This window comes from uncultured Winogradskyella sp. (assembly GCF_947498005.1).
Taxonomy (GTDB): domain Bacteria; phylum Bacteroidota; class Bacteroidia; order Flavobacteriales; family Flavobacteriaceae; genus Winogradskyella.
This window is the reverse complement of the sequence record NZ_CANMIW010000003.1, coordinates 20,808-37,341: the sequence shown is the minus strand read 5'-3', so window position 1 is coordinate 37,341 and position 16,534 is coordinate 20,808. Positions and strand designations below refer to the sequence as shown.

Below are 16,534 nucleotides of genomic sequence, written 5' to 3'. Positions count from 1 at the left end.
TAATACTAAGAATCCACATGATGCTTCTATCGTCGCTTCTTACGAGACTTATGTTTGCGTTTTCTACGAGAACCACTAGAAGAATTTGATTTTGTAGCTGGTACAGCATCATCAAATGTGTTTTTAACAGCTTTAAGATTCACGCTTTTCCAACCTTTACTTTCTTGTTCTGGTACCAAAGCTTCTACTAAATCTTTTCGTCCAACTTTATTTAAGGTCTTTTTAATCCAGTCTCTGTTTTCCTTTTTATACCAAAAGAAGAAACGATGTTGGTCATCTTTCTCTTTTTTAGATTTAGGCGTCTTGGTTGGCTTCAAAGTATATGGATGATAACCACTATAATAAATTACAGTAGCAACCGTCATTGGTGTTGGTGTAAACCCTTGTACTTGCTCTAACTGAAAGCCCATATCTTTAGTTTCAGCGGCTAAGTTTGCCATATCTTCAACTTCACAAGCAGGATGATTAGATATGAAATAAGGAATCAACTGCAACTTTAAACCTTTCTTAATGTTGATTTTATCGAAACGCTCTTTAAACTTATGAAAATAAGTAAACGAAGGTTTACGCATCAACTTTAAAACAGGGTCTGACGTATGTTCTGGTGCAACTTTTAATCGCCCAGAAATATGTTTAGTCATTACTTCTTCTGTATAATCGTCTAATTCTTTTGGGTCAGCATTTTTATTGAATTCTGGCACCAACATATCGTGCCTAATTCCACTACCAATAAAAGATTTTTTGATTTTTGGATGCTTATCTACAGCCTGATATAACTCTGTTAAAGGCTTATGTGACGTATCTAAATTACTACATATTACAGGCGAAATACAAGAAGGTGCCACACATTTATCGCAAATAGATTGCACTTTGCCTTTCATCTTATACATATTGGCAGATGGTCCACCAATATCGGACAAATAGCCTTTAAAGTCTGGCATATTAGCGACCTTATCTACTTCTTTTAAAACCGATTCTTGACTTCGACTAGCAATAAATTTCCCTTGATGGGCCGAAATGGTACAAAAACTACAACCTCCAAAACAACCACGATGAATATTTATAGAAAACTTAATCATCTCAAACGCAGGAATTGGTCCTCGTTTATTGTACTTAGGATGCGGTAAACGCGTATAAGGTAAATCGAAGGATGCATCAATCTCTTCTTCTAACATGGTCGGAAAAGGTGGATTGATAACTAAAGTTTTATCATTAATCTGTTGAAAAATACGGTTGGCTTTCAACTTATTAGATTCTTGCTCAATCACTTTAAAGTTAGAAGCGAATTTCTTCTTATCGTTTAAACATACGGTATGGGAATGAATTTCTACATCTTCCCAATTCTTATTTTTAGGAATTGCTTCATTCTTATCTAATAAAACCGCTGTTTGCTTTATTGTTCTTAAACTAGAAAACGGAACCCCTTTTTGCAACAACTCTACCACTTCTCGTAATGGTTGTTCTCCCATGCCATAAACAAGCATATCTGCTTTAGAGGTTTCTAGAATAGAAGGCAATAGTTTATCGCTCCAATAATCGTAGTGCGTAACCCGACGCAATGATGCTTCTATACCACCAATTAAAACGGGTACATCTGGAAACTTCTCTTTTAATATCTTAGAATATACAGAAGTTGCATAATCTGGTCTAAATCCTTTATCTCCATTTGGTGTATACGCATCCTTATCACGACGTTTCTTAGTTGCCGTATAATTACTTACCATAGGATCCATACAACCACCTGTGACACCAAAAAATAATCTTGGCGTACCTAATTTAGTAAAATCTTGTAAATTATCGTTGACACTTGGTTGTGGAACAATAGCGACTCTTAAACCGTAACTCTCTAAAATACGACCAATTACAGCAGGACCAAAAGAGGGATGATCTACATAAGCGTCTCCACTAAATAGTATAACATCTAATTCTTCCCAACCTCTAAGTTTTACTTCTTTGTTAGTTGTTGGCAGCCAATCTGTAAGTTGATTCGTTTTCATAGTGCTGCAAAGATACAGTTAAATTAGTTTTGTTATATAACAACTAAATTTTAACTATTCACTATCTGTATTTAATATCCAGGTAATGGCTTTCTCTTTTGTTGCTCTAAAAATTGTATTATGTTGTTCATTTGGCTCATCTGAATACTGCCAAACTAAGTTCTCTATATTTAATTCTTCAAGGGTCTTAGCTAAATTATTAGTATGTACAGAAATATCTTCTACGCTAGAGCCTGCAAACCAAAATCGCTTTTTCTTATCTGAAATATTTTTTAAGAAGTCTTCCGCATTTTTTTCTAAGTAATGATCATTCCACCAAAGTGAAGGATCCATGGCGATATAAAAATCAAATGTTTCTGGCGTTAAAAGTAATGTTTCAACCACAAAAAGACCAGCTAAAGATTCGCCAATAATCCCTTTTTCGGTTGTTGTTCTATACCTTTTATTAACCTCAGACATTAATTCATCTGTGATAAAAGCTCTAAATTGTTTTGCGCCATCAGTTAAAGGACAATATTCTTCATCTTCTTTAACTTTAGAAAAACCCGATAAATCTCTTCGCCTATCTGTATTTTCTATACCTACTAAAATGATTGGCGGAATACTTTTATTCGCAACCAACTTTGCAATAGTATTTGCTATGTGCGGAAAATCCTCTTGTACTACACCTCCATCTGGCATATACAAAACAGGAAAAGCATCTTTACTTGTTTTATAATTTGGAGGAGTCCATACGTTAATTACCCTAGTTTCATTTACTATTTTAGACGCGATTGTAAAATTATCATGCTCAGGAATTGGATCATTAAATTGTGCTCCGTTTTTACAACCAAACGCAACGATCAGTAAAATTGATACATAAATGATTTTTTTCATACAATAGATAAATAAATATTTGATTTAATTCTACAATTCTACACTCTCACCAATCTCTAACAGCATTAAATCCTTATCCTTATCAAAGAATTTACGTTTAGCTTCTTCATGGTCTATTTCAATATAACCAAAAGTATCAAAATGATAACCTAAGACTTTATCGCATTCTACAAAATCACTTGCCAAAATTGCGTCCTCAACTCCCATTGTAAAATTATCTCCAATTGGTAAGATAGCTAAGTCTAACTTGGTTTGCATAGGAATTAACTTCATATCCATTGTCAAAGCTGTATCACCAGCAATATATATGGTTTTATGTTCGCCTTCTATAATAAATCCACCTGGTTGTCCACCATAGCTACCATCTGGAAACGACGATGTGTGAATGGCATTGACATATTTTAGATTTCCAAATTCAAAATCCCAAGATCCACCTAAATTCATTGGATGCCCTTCTAAATCTCTCTTTTGATAATATTCAATAATTTCATAGTTAGAAACAATAACAGCTCCTGTACGTTTGGCAATGGTTTCAACATCTAAAGTATGATCTTGATGCGCATGAGTAACTAAGATGTAATCCGCTTTTAAAGTATCAATATCAATGCTTGAAGCTTTTTCATTTCCTGTAATAAAAGGATCAACTAAAATAAAAGTGTCCTTTATTTGAATGCCTAATGATGAATGACCGTAGAATGTAATTTTCATGTTTACTATTATTTTTGAAGATTTAAAAGTTAAGAAAATGTCTCTTAAATAAGTACAGAAATCTAATTATTCTAAAATCATGAATTGTCTTTTCTTTCGTCCATCACTCATCATAATAAACACATCGTTACTGAAAGTACCAAAAAATGGTAAGTAATAAGTATTACTTTTATTATCTTGAATTTTACTGTAAACGACCTCTCCTGCATTGTTGTATGTAATGTCATATAATGAAGACGATTCAAATAAACCTTGAGAAACCTTAGTTCTTCCATCCTTTTTCTCAAGTAGATGTTTACCCGAATTGAGTAAAACATGAAGTTCATCATTCTTTAAAAATGCATTATAGGATGGTGCTGTTGCTCTTTTAAAAATACTTCTGCCCCAATCTAAACTACCTGAAGCACCAAATTTTAAGATTAAAATATCATTGTAATGATAGGTTGTTTGCCAATAACCACCGCCATTCATTCCATTAGAAACATAAGTTTGGGATATAAAAAATTCTTCAGCCAATATGTATGTATTCCCTACAGAGTCTTCAATGATATAGTCAATATAAAAACTCCCTAATTCTTTTCCTTCTTTTTTAGAACCACGTCTATCTCCATAAAGGTCTTCATAAACGTCTAATGGTAATTCATAATTTTTTTTGCTTGAAATTGTAAATTTTTCAGCGTCAACAATAAAATTACATCCACCTTTAATTTTTCCTGCTCGTTTTTCTGAATAAAAACCAATTAAATGTAATTGATCTTTTATAGTAGAAATGTTTAAACTTTTAATATGCTGATCGTCTAGCGATACCAACAACTCCTCATTACTATTCTCAGTGACTTTATTAAGAATAAAATCGTAATTGGCTTCTCCTTTTTTCTTTTCTCTTTTACCTTCTTTATATAGCTTACCTAATATAAAAATGTCTGCATTATCTGAAACCGAAATATCATTGTGCTTAAAGTGCTTTTCTTTATGCTTTTGATAGCTTTTAGTATAAATCAATTTTAATGAATTAGCATCAAACACACGTATAGCATAATCATTTACATCTTTATAAATATTATCTGTTGCTATTGCTAAATAGTTTCCATTTGGTGAAAGTGCAAAACTTGTTTGCCTGTCATTTCTATTAAAAAACAAGCTTCGTTTTTTAGCTACTGTTACTTCAAATAACGTCTTTTTGGTATGTGTACCTGTTTCTATATTAAAAATATGACAATACACTATGCGTTCTTTAGCTTTTGGCGAATACACTGTAAATACTTTTATTTCATTGCCAAAAACAACTTCACCAACATAGACTTCTTTCTTATCACTTTCAATAACTGAACTATGAATTTTATTAAGGTCTTTATCAAAAACATCGAACAAATAATCACGTTTCCCTTCTCTTACTACACCTGTAACGTCACCTTCTGTATGGATAGTTAGTACATTAAATGCTTTAACTTTATCCTTAAATTCGTCACTCTCAGTGACTTTTAGAGTTGTCTTTTGAGCAAAACCAAGTGAAACCGTAGCTAATACTAAAAGTGTAAAAAAGTTCTTCATAAAAATAAATTCAATCTGTTTAAATTTTAATATAAAATATATCCAACACCTAATAATACAGAGAAAAGAAATGTAGATAATGCTAATACTTTTAATTGACTATCAAAGTCATCTGGTGTACGCGCATGTTTAATTTTCTTAACGTGAATTAATAGTGGAATAAAAGCAATTAAATATATGAAATTATAAGGCTCTACGTAATATAATACAGAAAAAATGATACTTATAAATAAAGCACCAAAGATTAAAAAGTAATGATATTGCTTAGCTTTAGGTAAACCCAATTTAACCGCTACAGTTATTTTATTAGATTTCTCATCAGACTCAATATCGCGCATATTATTTAAATTAAGGACACCAACACTCAACAAACCTACAGCTAAAGCCGGAAGAACGACAACGTGATCAAAAGAATTTAGATATAGAATATAACTGCCAATTGTGCTTATTAAACCAAAAAATATAAATACAAAAACATCTCCTAAAGCGCGATAACCATAAGGCGATTCACCCATTGTATACCTAATAGCTGCATATACACACATGCCTCCTAATATCATAAACAACAAGAAGTATAAGATATTTGCAAAACCAAATGCGATCCATAATAGAATAACAGTGAGCATGATGACCACAACAATATTAAACCTTATGGCTTCAAACATTTCTAGTGGCGTAATTGCGCCACTCTGAATAGCACGTTCTGGACCAACACGATCTTCATTATCAGTACCTTTTACACCATCACCATAATCATTTGCGAGATTAGATAAGATTTGTAAACTTATAGTTGTAAGCATGGCTAATGCAAAAACTAATATGTTAAATTGACCGTTATAGTACGCAAAACAACTTCCTAAAATTATACCAGAAACAGAAAGAGGTAGTGTTCTTAAGCGCATGGCAGATAGCCACGGTTTAATTTTATTCATTTGAATAAGTTTAGATTATGGAATCCATTTTTTTGGAAAGTTTGGTTTTCTCTTTTCTAAAAAAGCATCACGTCCTTCTTTAGCTTCCTCTGTCATATAAGCTAAACGAGTTGCTTCACCTGCAAATACTTGTTGCCCAACCATACCGTCATCAGTAAGATTCATTGCAAATTTCAACATTTTTATAGACGTTGGTGATTTGGCTAGTATTTCTTGAGCCCATTCGTAAGCCGTAGCTTCTAATTCTGCGTGAGGAATAACGGCATTTACCATTCCCATATCATAAGCTTCCTTAGCAGAATAATTACGACCTAGAAAAAATATTTCTCTTGCTCTCTTCTGACCTACCATTTTAGCGAGGTAAGCAGAACCATAACCACCATCAAAACTGGTAACGTCGGCATCAGTTTGTTTAAAAATAGCATGTTCTTCACTCGCTAAAGTTAAATCACACACCACATGTAAACTATGTCCTCCTCCAACTGCCCAACCTGGCACAACTGCTATTACGGCCTTTGGCATAAAACGTATAAGACGTTGAACTTCTAATATATTTAGACGATGGTATCCATCTTCTCCTACATAACCTTGATGTCCTCTCGCTTTTTGATCACCTCCAGAACAAAAACTATATACACCATCTTTAGAAGACGGTCCTTCCGCACTTAACAGCACTACTCCAATGTTTACATCTTCATTAGCGTCATAAAAGGCATCGTATAATTCTGAGGTTGTTTTTGGCCTAAAGGCATTTCTTATATCTGGTCTGTTAAAAGCAATTCTTGCAACACCATTAGACTTCATATAAGTGATGTCTTCATAGGTTTTTGCTGTTATCCATTTTGGTTTATTCATTTTAAAAAATTTAGCATCCAAAGATACAGATTTTTAAAATAATATTTAAATGAATAACAACCTTACAGTGGCTATATCATCCTTGATTTTTGTAATTTAACGACGATATTTTATTCCGATGAAAATTTAGGAAAATGTTACGTTTTAAGCTAAGAAATTGAATGATTAGCATTCTAACCGATAGTCAATATTGTAAATAGATAAAAATTAATTTTTACCGAAGTTATCACAGAATATATTTCATGCCCACAGCATAAAATAGAACTCTAGCTTTGTTATACTAAACTGATGCCTTTACCAGCTTCAATAGTGATTTGTCTTTCTTTGTAAAGCGTACCAATGGCTTTCTTAAAACTTTTTTTACTCATTTGAAGTTGATGTTTAATCTCTTCTGGGTCAGATTTATCATGAAGAGGTAAAAAGCCGCCATTATCATGCAGTTCATTTAATATATGCTCTGCATTAGGTTCTATATTTCTATAACCTATTTGATTTAATGAAATATCGAGTTTATTATCTGGTCTTACTTTTTTAATGATACCCTTTAGTCGGTCACCAACGCTTAGGTATTTATATATATCATCATTAAACACTAAGCCAAGATGCGTTTTGTTTACAATAACATTCATACCCAAATCTGATGGATGAGACACTATTAAATCTACTTCATCAAATTGAGCAACGGTTAACTCTTTATTATCTAAAAAACTATTGGTTTTACTAGAGGCAACTAAACGCTCTGATTCCTCATCTAAATAGCAATACACTAAATACCAGCCACCAGATTTCATTTTAAACGCTTGTTCTCTAAATGGGCAAAATAATTCTTTTACCAAACCCCAATCTAAAAATGCACCATAATCTGTAACTTGATTACATCTTAACAATGCAAAATCTCCTTTTTTTATGTAAGGTTGGTCTGTAGTTGCTACAGGTCTTTCTTCATTATCTAAATAAACGAATACTTCAATCTTGTCACCAATTTCAAAAACTTTTGGCACATATCTATTAGGTAAAAGCACTTCTCCTTCTTCACCATCACCTAAAAATAAACCTGGTTCAGTATCTCTTAAAATCTCTAATGTATTGTATTCGCCTAATTTTATCATAATGCAAAGGTATTGATATTTTAAAAGATCACTGAAATTATTTTTGCATAAAAAAAGCGCTGTAAATAAAATTACAACGCTTCGTTATATAGTATATAAATCTACTTATGAGTAAATAGACTCTTTTCCAAAATGCTTACATAATAAGTAATAAACTACAGCTCTGTACTTCGTTCTATTAGACTTTCCGTATGTTTCAATAACTGAATCGATAGCTTTATCTAAAGCATCTCCATCACTTAATCCTAATTTCTTGATTAAATAATTGTTTTTTACTGTCGCTAATTCTTTCTCATCAGAACCAGAAACAGTTGAAGAATCCGCATTGTAAATTGAAGGTCCTAAACCTACAGTTACTTTTGTTAACAAATCCATATCTGCAGTAACACCACATTTATCTTTTAAATCTGCTGCATACTTTACAATTAAATCGTCTCTTTTACTCATTTTACTATGTATTTTATGTTAATTAAATTAGTTTTCCTAAAGGTAGGTATTTTTTAGAAACGTCAATGTTCAAAAAGTCACTTTTTAGGAGCTTTTTTTCTAAATTTATTTAATAAACTTAAAATAATTTAATAAGATTTCATCGTTAATCCTTGAAGGTGTAAATATTTCTAGCAATTTTGGCTGTTTTGATATATCGTTAAAAGTGCTCAATTTAGCTGTTAATTCCTCTTCATTTTTTGCTTCACTATATTCAAAACCATACATGTCACACAATTGTTTTGCAGTTAAATGATGCTTGGTTTCAAAATAAGTGTCAAATTTTTCTGTATTCTTATTTCCTGGCAGAATTCTAAAAATGCCACCACCTTTATTATTTATAATTATTATTCTAAAATTATCAGGTATATAATTGTTCCATAGTGCATTACTATCATAAAAGAAGCTTAAATCTCCTGTTATTAAAGTAGTTTGCTTTTCACTGGCAACAGCTGTACCCAAAGCAGTACTTGTACTACCATCAATACCACTAGTACCTCTATTACAAAAGACTTCGATGCTATTTGGAAATCTAAATAATTGTACATAACGAATAGCAGAACTATTACTCACTTGCAAAATCGTATTTTTAGGTATACTTTTTAAGATCTTATTAAACACTGTAAAATCGGAAAAAGTTATTGTTTGAAGATAATCCTTATGTAGTTTTCTTCTTTTTTCTCTTACGGCTAACCATGTAGTCTTGTATGTACTCTTTGTATGATGCGTTACTTGTGATAAAAAGGCTTCTAAAAAGGTATTTGGCTTCAGTTTAATATGTTTCTCTAAACAAAAAAATGTATCATTTGCTTTAGTTAACCCAACATGCCAATGATGACTTGGCTTATAGGTTCTCAGAAATGCTTTGATTTTTTTTGAAACGATTAAACCTCCAAATGTTAACAATAAATCGGGTTGTAACGCTCTAAAATCGTCATCATCAAAAGGCGCGATTATTTTATCAATGCCTGGAAAAAAATCTTTGTGATGCAAATTAGACGTAGATTCTGTGAATACAATGATGCTATCATCATCTGCAATTTCTTGAAGCCATTTTGCCTCAATATAATTGGGTTGCAACACACCTACCAAAATCATTTTTCGCTTAGCACTATGCCAAGTATCTAACAAACTCTTTATTTCAAAGGCATCAACCTTATCTAACCTATTCTGAATTTTAAAAGGTTTAGGATTTATCAATAATTCCTCTGTGGTTTCATATAAAGGCTCATCAAAAGGAATATTAATATGAACAGGTCCTAAATTCAATTTTGAAATTGTTAAGGCATCATGTATTTCAGATTCATTATAAGTTTGAATGTCCTTTTGCAAACCTAGGAAACGTTCGAGTTTATTTTCAAGATTTTTAAAAATTGGCAATTCACTCTCTTGACTAATGTTTTCAGAATCTTTTATATCTAATTTTAAATTGGAACTATATAATACATGTTCTCCAAAAACATTTTTCTGTTTTATGGTTTGGCCGTCTCCAATATCTATTAAGTGTTTTGGCCTGTCTGCAGATAATACAACTAAAGGAATATTGCTATAATACGCTTCTGCAATTGCAGGATAATAGTTTAAAAGCGCACTACCTGATGTGCAAACTACAGCAACTGGTTCTTGTATCTGTTGCGCAATGCCTAAGGCAAAAAATGCAGCACATCGCTCATCTACAATGCTGTAACACTCAAAAAAATCATCATGTGTAAACCCGATATTTAATGGTGCATTTCTACTACCAGGAGAAATCACAATATGCTTTATGTTATGCGTTTTACATAGCGTGACTACAGTTTGCGCTAATGGAATTTTTGAATATATCATAAAATCTTTGCTCTCAATTTTAATATTCGAGATTTACATTTGTTTTTTGAAATTAACCTTTATTAATATAAAACTGACCCAATAGTGCTTGTTTTATTAACTGTTTCTTCCCATTCATTTTCTGGATTAGAGTCTTTTGTTATACCACCTCCTACATAAATATGTGCTAAATTATCCATTAATTGCATACAACGTAAATTCACGTAAAACGTACTAGTAGATTTCACTACAGCGTAGGCATTGTTTTCTACATTGCGTCTGTTTGTATTGCGTGTTGTCGTTTGTTTTAAGTTTAGTTCACCTAAAAAACCAGTATAATAACTACGCTTATAATTTTCATTCTGAAGAATAAATTCTTTAGCATCGACTTTTGGAAAACCGCAGACTGCAGGTGTTGGATGTAATGCTTTTAAAATGTCATTTAATTGAGATGTATCATTGATTAAACTTGTAACTTTTGTTTTAAGATGTAATAAGCTTCCTGCTTTAACAGTCTCAACATCTGTGACATTAATTTGCTTGGTAAAAGGCTCTAACTGTTTAGTAATATAATCCGTTACAATTTGTTGTTCTTCATATTCTTTATGCGACCACATTGGCTTTGCTATTCGTCTGTAAGGTTGTGTACCAGCTAATGAAATCGTAGTTAAACGTTTTCCTTCAACTTTTAATAATAACTCTGGTGTTGCTCCAAGCCATAAGCCTACTTTAGGATGATACCAGCAATAAACCATAGCATTTTTATACTTATTAAAAAGTCTTTTAAAAATAGAAAACGGGCTTTTATCTTGGAGTAATTTAGTTTGACACCTCGATAAAACGACTTTCTGTAAACAATCTTCATTTATATGCTTAATTCCGTTTGTTATCAAGTCTATATGCTGAATTTTATCTTTAACTTCAGCACTAATTTCAGCAGGTTCTATAACTTCTCCGTTTAAGGAAGAAACACTAATTTCTATAAACTCACAAGCATCTGAAGCGAATAAAATATTATCTTCCGAAGCATTAAATGGCGAAAATAAAAAGCCACTTTCTAAAAATGAATCTGATGTATTTAAAGTTGCGTCTTGCTGCAACCAACATTTTATGTCATTATCTGTTGGTTTGCTGTAAACAACAAAAGGCAAGTGCTTAGAATAATGAATTTGTAAAGCTTCAAAAAATGAATCTTCGGTCATTGGTTTCTTATTTTTTTGGAAGTGAAATGGTAGACAAGCGACAAATTGAAATTAAATTATCGGCTTCATCTGTTACTCTAATATCTAATAATTGTGTTGTTCTTCCTTTATGCATAAAAGTTGCTTTGGCATAGACATAACCTTCGCTTACACTCTTTACATGATTGGCTGTAATTTCTAATCCACGTATAAAAAACTCTTCATTATTTAAAAAAATATAAGTTGCATAACCGCCAACACTTTCGGCTAAAGCTGCCACAGCACCTCCATGTAAAATACCATCTGGCTGATGCACTTTTGGAGTTACAGGCATTCTGGCAATTAGATAATCATCACTAAAATCTACAATTTCAATACTTAAGGTTTCCATTAATGTATTTTTACTAATCGCATTGGCCTTAGCTATAATTTCTTCTTTAGATAATTGCATATAAATGAGTAAATTTATCCTCAAAGATAAAGAATACTAAGTCAAAAATGAGATCAATAGAGAAAGAAGTTTCATATAAAACCACCAACTCCTATTCCACTTTAAATTCGCTTACTAGAGAGACAAAAAACGTATGGTTTGTTTGCCATGGTATGGGTTATCTAAGTCGCTATTTTCTTAAATATTTTAAAGGCCTAAATGCAGAAGAAAATTATATAATTGCACCTCAGGCTCCAAGTAAGTTTTATATTCAACCTAAGATGCATGTTGGTGCTAATTGGTTGACGAGGGATGAAACTAAAAGTGGTATGGAAACTATTATTAATTATTTTGATTCGGTTTTGGAATCTGAAAACATACCTAACAATGTAAATTTAATTGTTTTGGGTTATTCACAAGGTGTGAGTGTTGCGTTACGCTATTTATCAAAAAAAGAATTGCAATGCCATCAGCTAGTTATACATTCTGGTGGAATACCAATAGAGTTAACCAATGAAGATTTTAAGTATTTAAATGACAGCACCGAAGTAAAACTCATTTATGGTACTGAAGATGAATATTTAGATGACAACAGAATTCAGTTAGAATCTGAACGCGCTCAATCTTTATTTGGTAAACGATTAAAAGTTATCCCTTTTGAAGGAAAACATGTGGTCAATGTTGAAATAATTAATACATTAGTTTAATTTATTTTATAAAAACGAGTACTAAATAAAAGACGTCATTTTGCAAAATTCTATTTCAAAAGCTATTGGAAGTAAAATTTATACTAAATGACGTTTTTGTATATTACAAAAGGATTAACTCGTTTTTTGTAAGGTTTTATTCTTTTCCTTTAAAATAGCCAATTGCTTTTCTATAAACGTAATCGCTTGTTCGGTTTTGTAACTCGATTTAGAAGCAAAATCTTCCATATCTTGTTTAAATTTTTCTTTACCAGACGCTACAGCTTCAGAAAGATCTTCTTTTACTTCAGTTAAGTCGCTAGATAATTGATTTTTAATATCCTTACCTTCTTTTTTTAGTTTATCTCGTGTAACACTTCCTTTTTCTGGCGCTAATAAAACGCCTGCTGCTGCTCCTAACAATACACCTAAAACTACTACTCCTTTATTAATCATAACTTTTTTTTCTTTAATTAAACTTGTGTTCTACTTTATACGTCGCAGAACTTACTGTTTTGTTACAAACAAATTTAATGCCAAGGATTTATGATAGATATAAGTTATTATTATAAGATTGAAAAACCTAATTATTTAGGAATTAAACTCTCCAAAGTGCCAAAGAATTCCAGATGGATCATGAAGAAAAAACTCATTTCCCCAATCATTATTTACAACCTCAGAACACCTAACATTTTCATATTTATTGACTAATCCTAATTGCTTCAAATTTTCTAAATGTTCTTTTACATTATCTACTTCAAGAAAAATCATGGTATTATCAATCCAATCTTTTACATATGCATCTTGCAAATAGAAGGCAAATTTTTCTTTAGTGAAAACAGACATATTATGAGAAATTACAAACTCTTCAAAACCTAAATCTCTATAAAATTGTCTTGAGACATTAAAATGTTTAGAGCCTATAAATGGTCTTATGGATTTTGGTTTTAGTTTCATATTGGTTTTTGTTTAAAGTATAAAATTAGCGAATTCCTTGAAGTTTAATTTTAAATATTCATAAGCTGTAATATTTAATATACTTTACCTTCCCTTTAATTTTGTAACCACAACTCTTTTTTCTTTTCTAAATAGGCCTTTTCCAAATTATTGTTAACCAATTTTAACGCTAAATCAATTTGCAGAATTGCTTCAGAAAAATTATCATTTTGAGCATAATAATCTGCTTTCGCCGCATAAAATAAATAGGCACGTTGCTCCAAATCTGAAGCTTGTATTTGATTGAAGTAGGTATTAGCCATTTTATAATCTTCAGTCTGCATGCAAATAACAGCCATAGTAAGCAAATGTGATGGCATAGGTTGCAAAAGATATAAAGCGTTGTACCATTTTAAAATTTTACTCCAATCTGTGGCCTCAAAAGTTTTAGCTTTTAAATGTTCTGCTGCGATTGCTGCCTCGTAATGATAACAAGAAAACTCATCCGTTTCAACGGCCTTATACATCATGGAATTACCAAGTTGAATTAACGGAAAATGCCATAAGCTTCTATCTTGTTGTTTTAAATCTAAAACTGCATTATCCAAACTCATTTTAGTTTCTAATCTTGCAGAATGAAAACACATTAAGGCAAATAAAGCATAGCATTCTGGCAATTGGGTTTGCTTTCGTTTTAGCAGTAGTTGACATAAGCGCATAGCTTCTGTGCATAAATCTGTTCTAATTAATTGCGTTTTATTATTAGAATGAAATCCCTCATTAAATATTAGATATAAGACTTCTAAAACACTTTCTAAACGTTCCGATAAGTCTTTTCCTTGTGGTATATTAAATTTTAATTTGGCCTTTTTTATGACTTTTCGAGCGCGTACTAAACGCTTTTTGATTGTTTCTTCTTTCGTTAATAATGCCGAAGCAATCTCCTTAATACTAAAACCCGAAACTGTTTTTAAGGCAAATGAAATTCTATCACGTGGATCTAATTTGGGATGACACGCAGTAAAAATCATTCTAAGTTGTGCATCTTCTATTTCAGAATCTAAAAACAACTCATTAATGGCAATTGCATCTGTTCCTTGCGAAATGTTTGGGAGATTATTTTTTTGAGATTTTAAAGTTCTAAAGATATCTAAAACTCTATTTTTAGCCGCTTTAGTTAACCAAGCTTCAGGATAATCTGGTTGTTGCTTTCGCCACGTTAAACTGGCTTTTATAAAAGTGTCTTGTACTGCATCCTCAATGATATCTAGATGTTGCAATCCAAAAATTCGTGTTAAAACAGAGACCATCTTTCCACTGTGATGGCGAAACAGATGGTCTATATCTTTAGTTTCCATTATTGGTCAAATACCATAATTTCACGTATTTCTACAGTATTTCCTAAATCGTAGTCTGGGAAATCTTGTGCAATTTCTTGTACAGCATCAAAGTCTTTTGCTTTAATCAAATAAAAACCGCCAACAATTTCTTTTACTTCTGTAGAGGTTAAATCTGTTACTGTTCTATTTTTACCCGTTACACGTCTAATTTGAGGTGTTAAGGCTTCGCCACCTTTCAATATTCCTGCTTTTTCCATTTTTGCTCCCCAAGCAAACCATTTTTCCATTCGCGCTTGCAGTTCGTCTGGCGACAAGCCTAAATCTACGTATTCTTTGCCAACGAAAATCATCATAAAATCTTTCATAATTTTTTAGAATTTAATTATTTATATCCTTAAGACGTTTACCAAAACATAAAAAGGGACAATTTTTAAAAAAAATATTTAAATCATGCTTTAAAATTAACCAAATAATTGATATTGAAGCTATTCCTAATTTCTTAAATTCATGGAGAAATCAATGTATTTATTATTTCTGATTAAAAATTTGGTTGTTCGTCGTAAAAAACCTTATCCAATCGGAAAAAATTTTTACTTCTTAGCATTAATAATACATTTCACGACTCAAAACCCCAATCATGAAATTTTTATTAGCCATTTTTATCTTATTCATTTTTAATTCTAGCAATGCGCAAACAATGTCTAATGATGATCAATTGCATTTTACTATTGGTGCTGGTATTGCCGCATCTACTTATGCAGTGATCTATTCTAAAACTAAAAATTCTAAAAAAGCATTTTGGTATAGTTTAGGACTTTCTACATTAGCAGGCTTATCTAAAGAAATTTATGACGGCTATATTATTAGTGGAAAGTTTGACACAGGAGAAGCTATAGCTACAGCTGCAGGTGGCTTTGTTGCGAGTTACACCTTCAACTTATTTACCAGAAAAAAGAAAAATAAACAGAAAGATGTTGAAGAAGAAAAACTTGAAGAGTTAGTACTTAATTAGCGTTTACTGAATTTTTCTGATAAAAAATATTTTATCGCTATTAGCCATACCATTAGGATTGCAACCTAGCTTACCCTCTGGTATATCTATACCTAAATTTTCATAGTGCTCAACCCAACCATCGTGAAATTCGTTAGTTGTAGAATTTTTAAAAGTCATTGGTTCTAACTGAAATATAGAATCTGTTTTGAATAGCTCATAAATAAATTCGGAGCAATAATAGCCTTCATCTTCTAAAATATATGTGGTATTGTATGACTGACCGAGTAAGGAATCTGCTGTAGAGATCGCTTTTTCAATTTGCTTAATATCTATTGGGTTTATTCTGTATAAATCTACGTTATAGTTTATAGTATCAGTAGATGTTTTAAATAACTCTAAGGACTCTTTTACAACACCTTTACCTAAATCTGAATGATATACAATAACCTCATTTTCTATTACCTTACAAATGCCAATGTGCGTATAATTTGTGGATTTAGTGGTTTGCGTGACGTCGTTTATAGCTTCAGACAAATTACTATTAACTTTGCCTCTAAATACAATATCTCCAGTCTTTATTTGAAGTGTATTAAATGTACAGGATAAACATAAAACACTGATTAAAACAGTAACAAATACTTTCAATA

The 16,534-nt window shown here is 31.6% G+C and carries 18 protein-coding genes; 2 read left to right on the top strand and 16 right to left on the bottom strand.

All coding sequences use genetic code 11. From position 1 onward, the window contains the following. Positions 1–26: 26 nt before the first annotated feature. The 11 genes from Q0891_RS06035 to Q0891_RS05985 all read right to left on the bottom strand — a co-directional run bounded on the left by Q0891_RS06035 (position 27) and on the right by Q0891_RS05985 (position 11,952). Positions 27–1,997 (bottom strand): YgiQ family radical SAM protein, encoded by a 1,971-nt coding sequence (locus tag Q0891_RS06035; RefSeq protein WP_299099761.1) that lies wholly within the window; start codon positions 1,995–1,997, stop codon positions 27–29. A gap of 54 nt (positions 1,998–2,051) precedes the next feature. Continuing rightward, the gene (locus Q0891_RS06030) at positions 2,052–2,873 is read right to left on the bottom strand and encodes an alpha/beta hydrolase-fold protein (protein ID WP_299099759.1); all 822 of its coding nucleotides are present in this window, start codon (positions 2,871–2,873) and stop codon (positions 2,052–2,054) included. Positions 2,874–2,903: 30 nt separating this feature from the next. Beyond that, complete coding sequence (locus tag Q0891_RS06025; protein ID WP_299099757.1) at positions 2,904–3,581, bottom strand: metal-dependent hydrolase; 678 nt, start codon at positions 3,579–3,581, stop codon at positions 2,904–2,906. Positions 3,582–3,647: 66 nt separating this feature from the next. Next, positions 3,648–5,132: a hypothetical protein gene (locus tag Q0891_RS06020; protein ID WP_299099755.1), complete on the bottom strand. Its 1,485-nt coding sequence runs from the start codon at positions 5,130–5,132 to the stop codon at positions 3,648–3,650. Positions 5,133–5,158: 26 nt separating this feature from the next. Then, a complete protein-coding gene (gene menA / locus Q0891_RS06015; RefSeq protein ID WP_299099753.1) occupies positions 5,159–6,064 on the bottom strand; it encodes a 1,4-dihydroxy-2-naphthoate octaprenyltransferase in 906 nt (301 codons plus the stop codon). A 15-nt stretch (positions 6,065–6,079) separates the two neighbouring features. Then, entirely contained in the window at positions 6,080–6,919 is an 840-nt protein-coding gene (locus Q0891_RS06010) for a 1,4-dihydroxy-2-naphthoyl-CoA synthase (protein WP_299099751.1), read from the bottom strand. Positions 6,920–7,194: 275 nt separating this feature from the next. Beyond that, positions 7,195–8,028: a S1-like domain-containing RNA-binding protein gene (locus tag Q0891_RS06005; protein WP_299099749.1), complete on the bottom strand. Its 834-nt coding sequence runs from the start codon at positions 8,026–8,028 to the stop codon at positions 7,195–7,197. A 105-nt stretch (positions 8,029–8,133) separates the two neighbouring features. After that, the gene (locus tag Q0891_RS06000; RefSeq protein WP_299099747.1) at positions 8,134–8,475 is read right to left on the bottom strand and encodes a DUF2853 family protein; all 342 of its coding nucleotides are present in this window, start codon (positions 8,473–8,475) and stop codon (positions 8,134–8,136) included. Between the two features lie 105 nt (positions 8,476–8,580). After that, positions 8,581–10,341: a 2-succinyl-5-enolpyruvyl-6-hydroxy-3-cyclohexene-1-carboxylic-acid synthase gene (gene menD, locus Q0891_RS05995; protein ID WP_299099745.1), complete on the bottom strand. Its 1,761-nt coding sequence runs from the start codon at positions 10,339–10,341 to the stop codon at positions 8,581–8,583. Positions 10,342–10,403: 62 nt separating this feature from the next. Then, entirely contained in the window at positions 10,404–11,522 is a 1,119-nt protein-coding gene (locus Q0891_RS05990) for a chorismate-binding protein (RefSeq protein WP_299099744.1), read from the bottom strand. 7 nt (positions 11,523–11,529) lie between these two features. Continuing rightward, positions 11,530–11,952 carry a hotdog fold thioesterase gene (locus tag Q0891_RS05985; protein ID WP_299099742.1) on the bottom strand — a complete coding sequence of 141 codons (423 nt, stop codon included), beginning with the start codon at positions 11,950–11,952 and terminating at the stop codon, positions 11,530–11,532. Positions 11,953–11,999: 47 nt separating this feature from the next. Here Q0891_RS05985 and Q0891_RS05980 point away from each other — a divergent pair, with 47 nt between their 5' ends. Continuing rightward, positions 12,000–12,638: an esterase gene (locus Q0891_RS05980; protein WP_299099740.1), complete on the top strand. Its 639-nt coding sequence runs from the start codon at positions 12,000–12,002 to the stop codon at positions 12,636–12,638. A 114-nt stretch (positions 12,639–12,752) separates the two neighbouring features. On the opposite strand, the gene Q0891_RS05975 is transcribed toward Q0891_RS05980, so the two are convergent. The 4 genes from Q0891_RS05975 to Q0891_RS05960 all read right to left on the bottom strand — a co-directional run bounded on the left by Q0891_RS05975 (position 12,753) and on the right by Q0891_RS05960 (position 15,258). Further along, the gene (locus Q0891_RS05975; RefSeq protein WP_299099738.1) at positions 12,753–13,073 is read right to left on the bottom strand and encodes a YtxH domain-containing protein; all 321 of its coding nucleotides are present in this window, start codon (positions 13,071–13,073) and stop codon (positions 12,753–12,755) included. A 135-nt stretch (positions 13,074–13,208) separates the two neighbouring features. Further along, complete coding sequence (locus tag Q0891_RS05970; RefSeq protein WP_299099736.1) at positions 13,209–13,574, bottom strand: glyoxalase; 366 nt, start codon at positions 13,572–13,574, stop codon at positions 13,209–13,211. A 95-nt stretch (positions 13,575–13,669) separates the two neighbouring features. Next, positions 13,670–14,911 (bottom strand): sigma-70 family RNA polymerase sigma factor, encoded by a 1,242-nt coding sequence (locus tag Q0891_RS05965; RefSeq protein WP_299099734.1) that lies wholly within the window; start codon positions 14,909–14,911, stop codon positions 13,670–13,672. Continuing rightward, complete coding sequence (locus Q0891_RS05960; RefSeq protein WP_299099732.1) at positions 14,911–15,258, bottom strand: YciI family protein; 348 nt, start codon at positions 15,256–15,258, stop codon at positions 14,911–14,913. Before Q0891_RS05960 ends, Q0891_RS05965 begins: the two co-directional genes overlap by 1 nt. A 272-nt stretch (positions 15,259–15,530) precedes the next feature. Here Q0891_RS05960 and Q0891_RS05955 point away from each other — a divergent pair, with 272 nt between their 5' ends. After that, entirely contained in the window at positions 15,531–15,905 is a 375-nt protein-coding gene (locus Q0891_RS05955) for a hypothetical protein (protein WP_299099730.1), read from the top strand. 3 nt (positions 15,906–15,908) lie between these two features. On the opposite strand, the gene Q0891_RS05950 is transcribed toward Q0891_RS05955, so the two are convergent. After that, complete coding sequence (locus Q0891_RS05950) at positions 15,909–16,532, bottom strand: YiiX/YebB-like N1pC/P60 family cysteine hydrolase (protein WP_299099728.1); 624 nt, start codon at positions 16,530–16,532, stop codon at positions 15,909–15,911. Positions 16,533–16,534 lie beyond the last annotated feature (2 nt).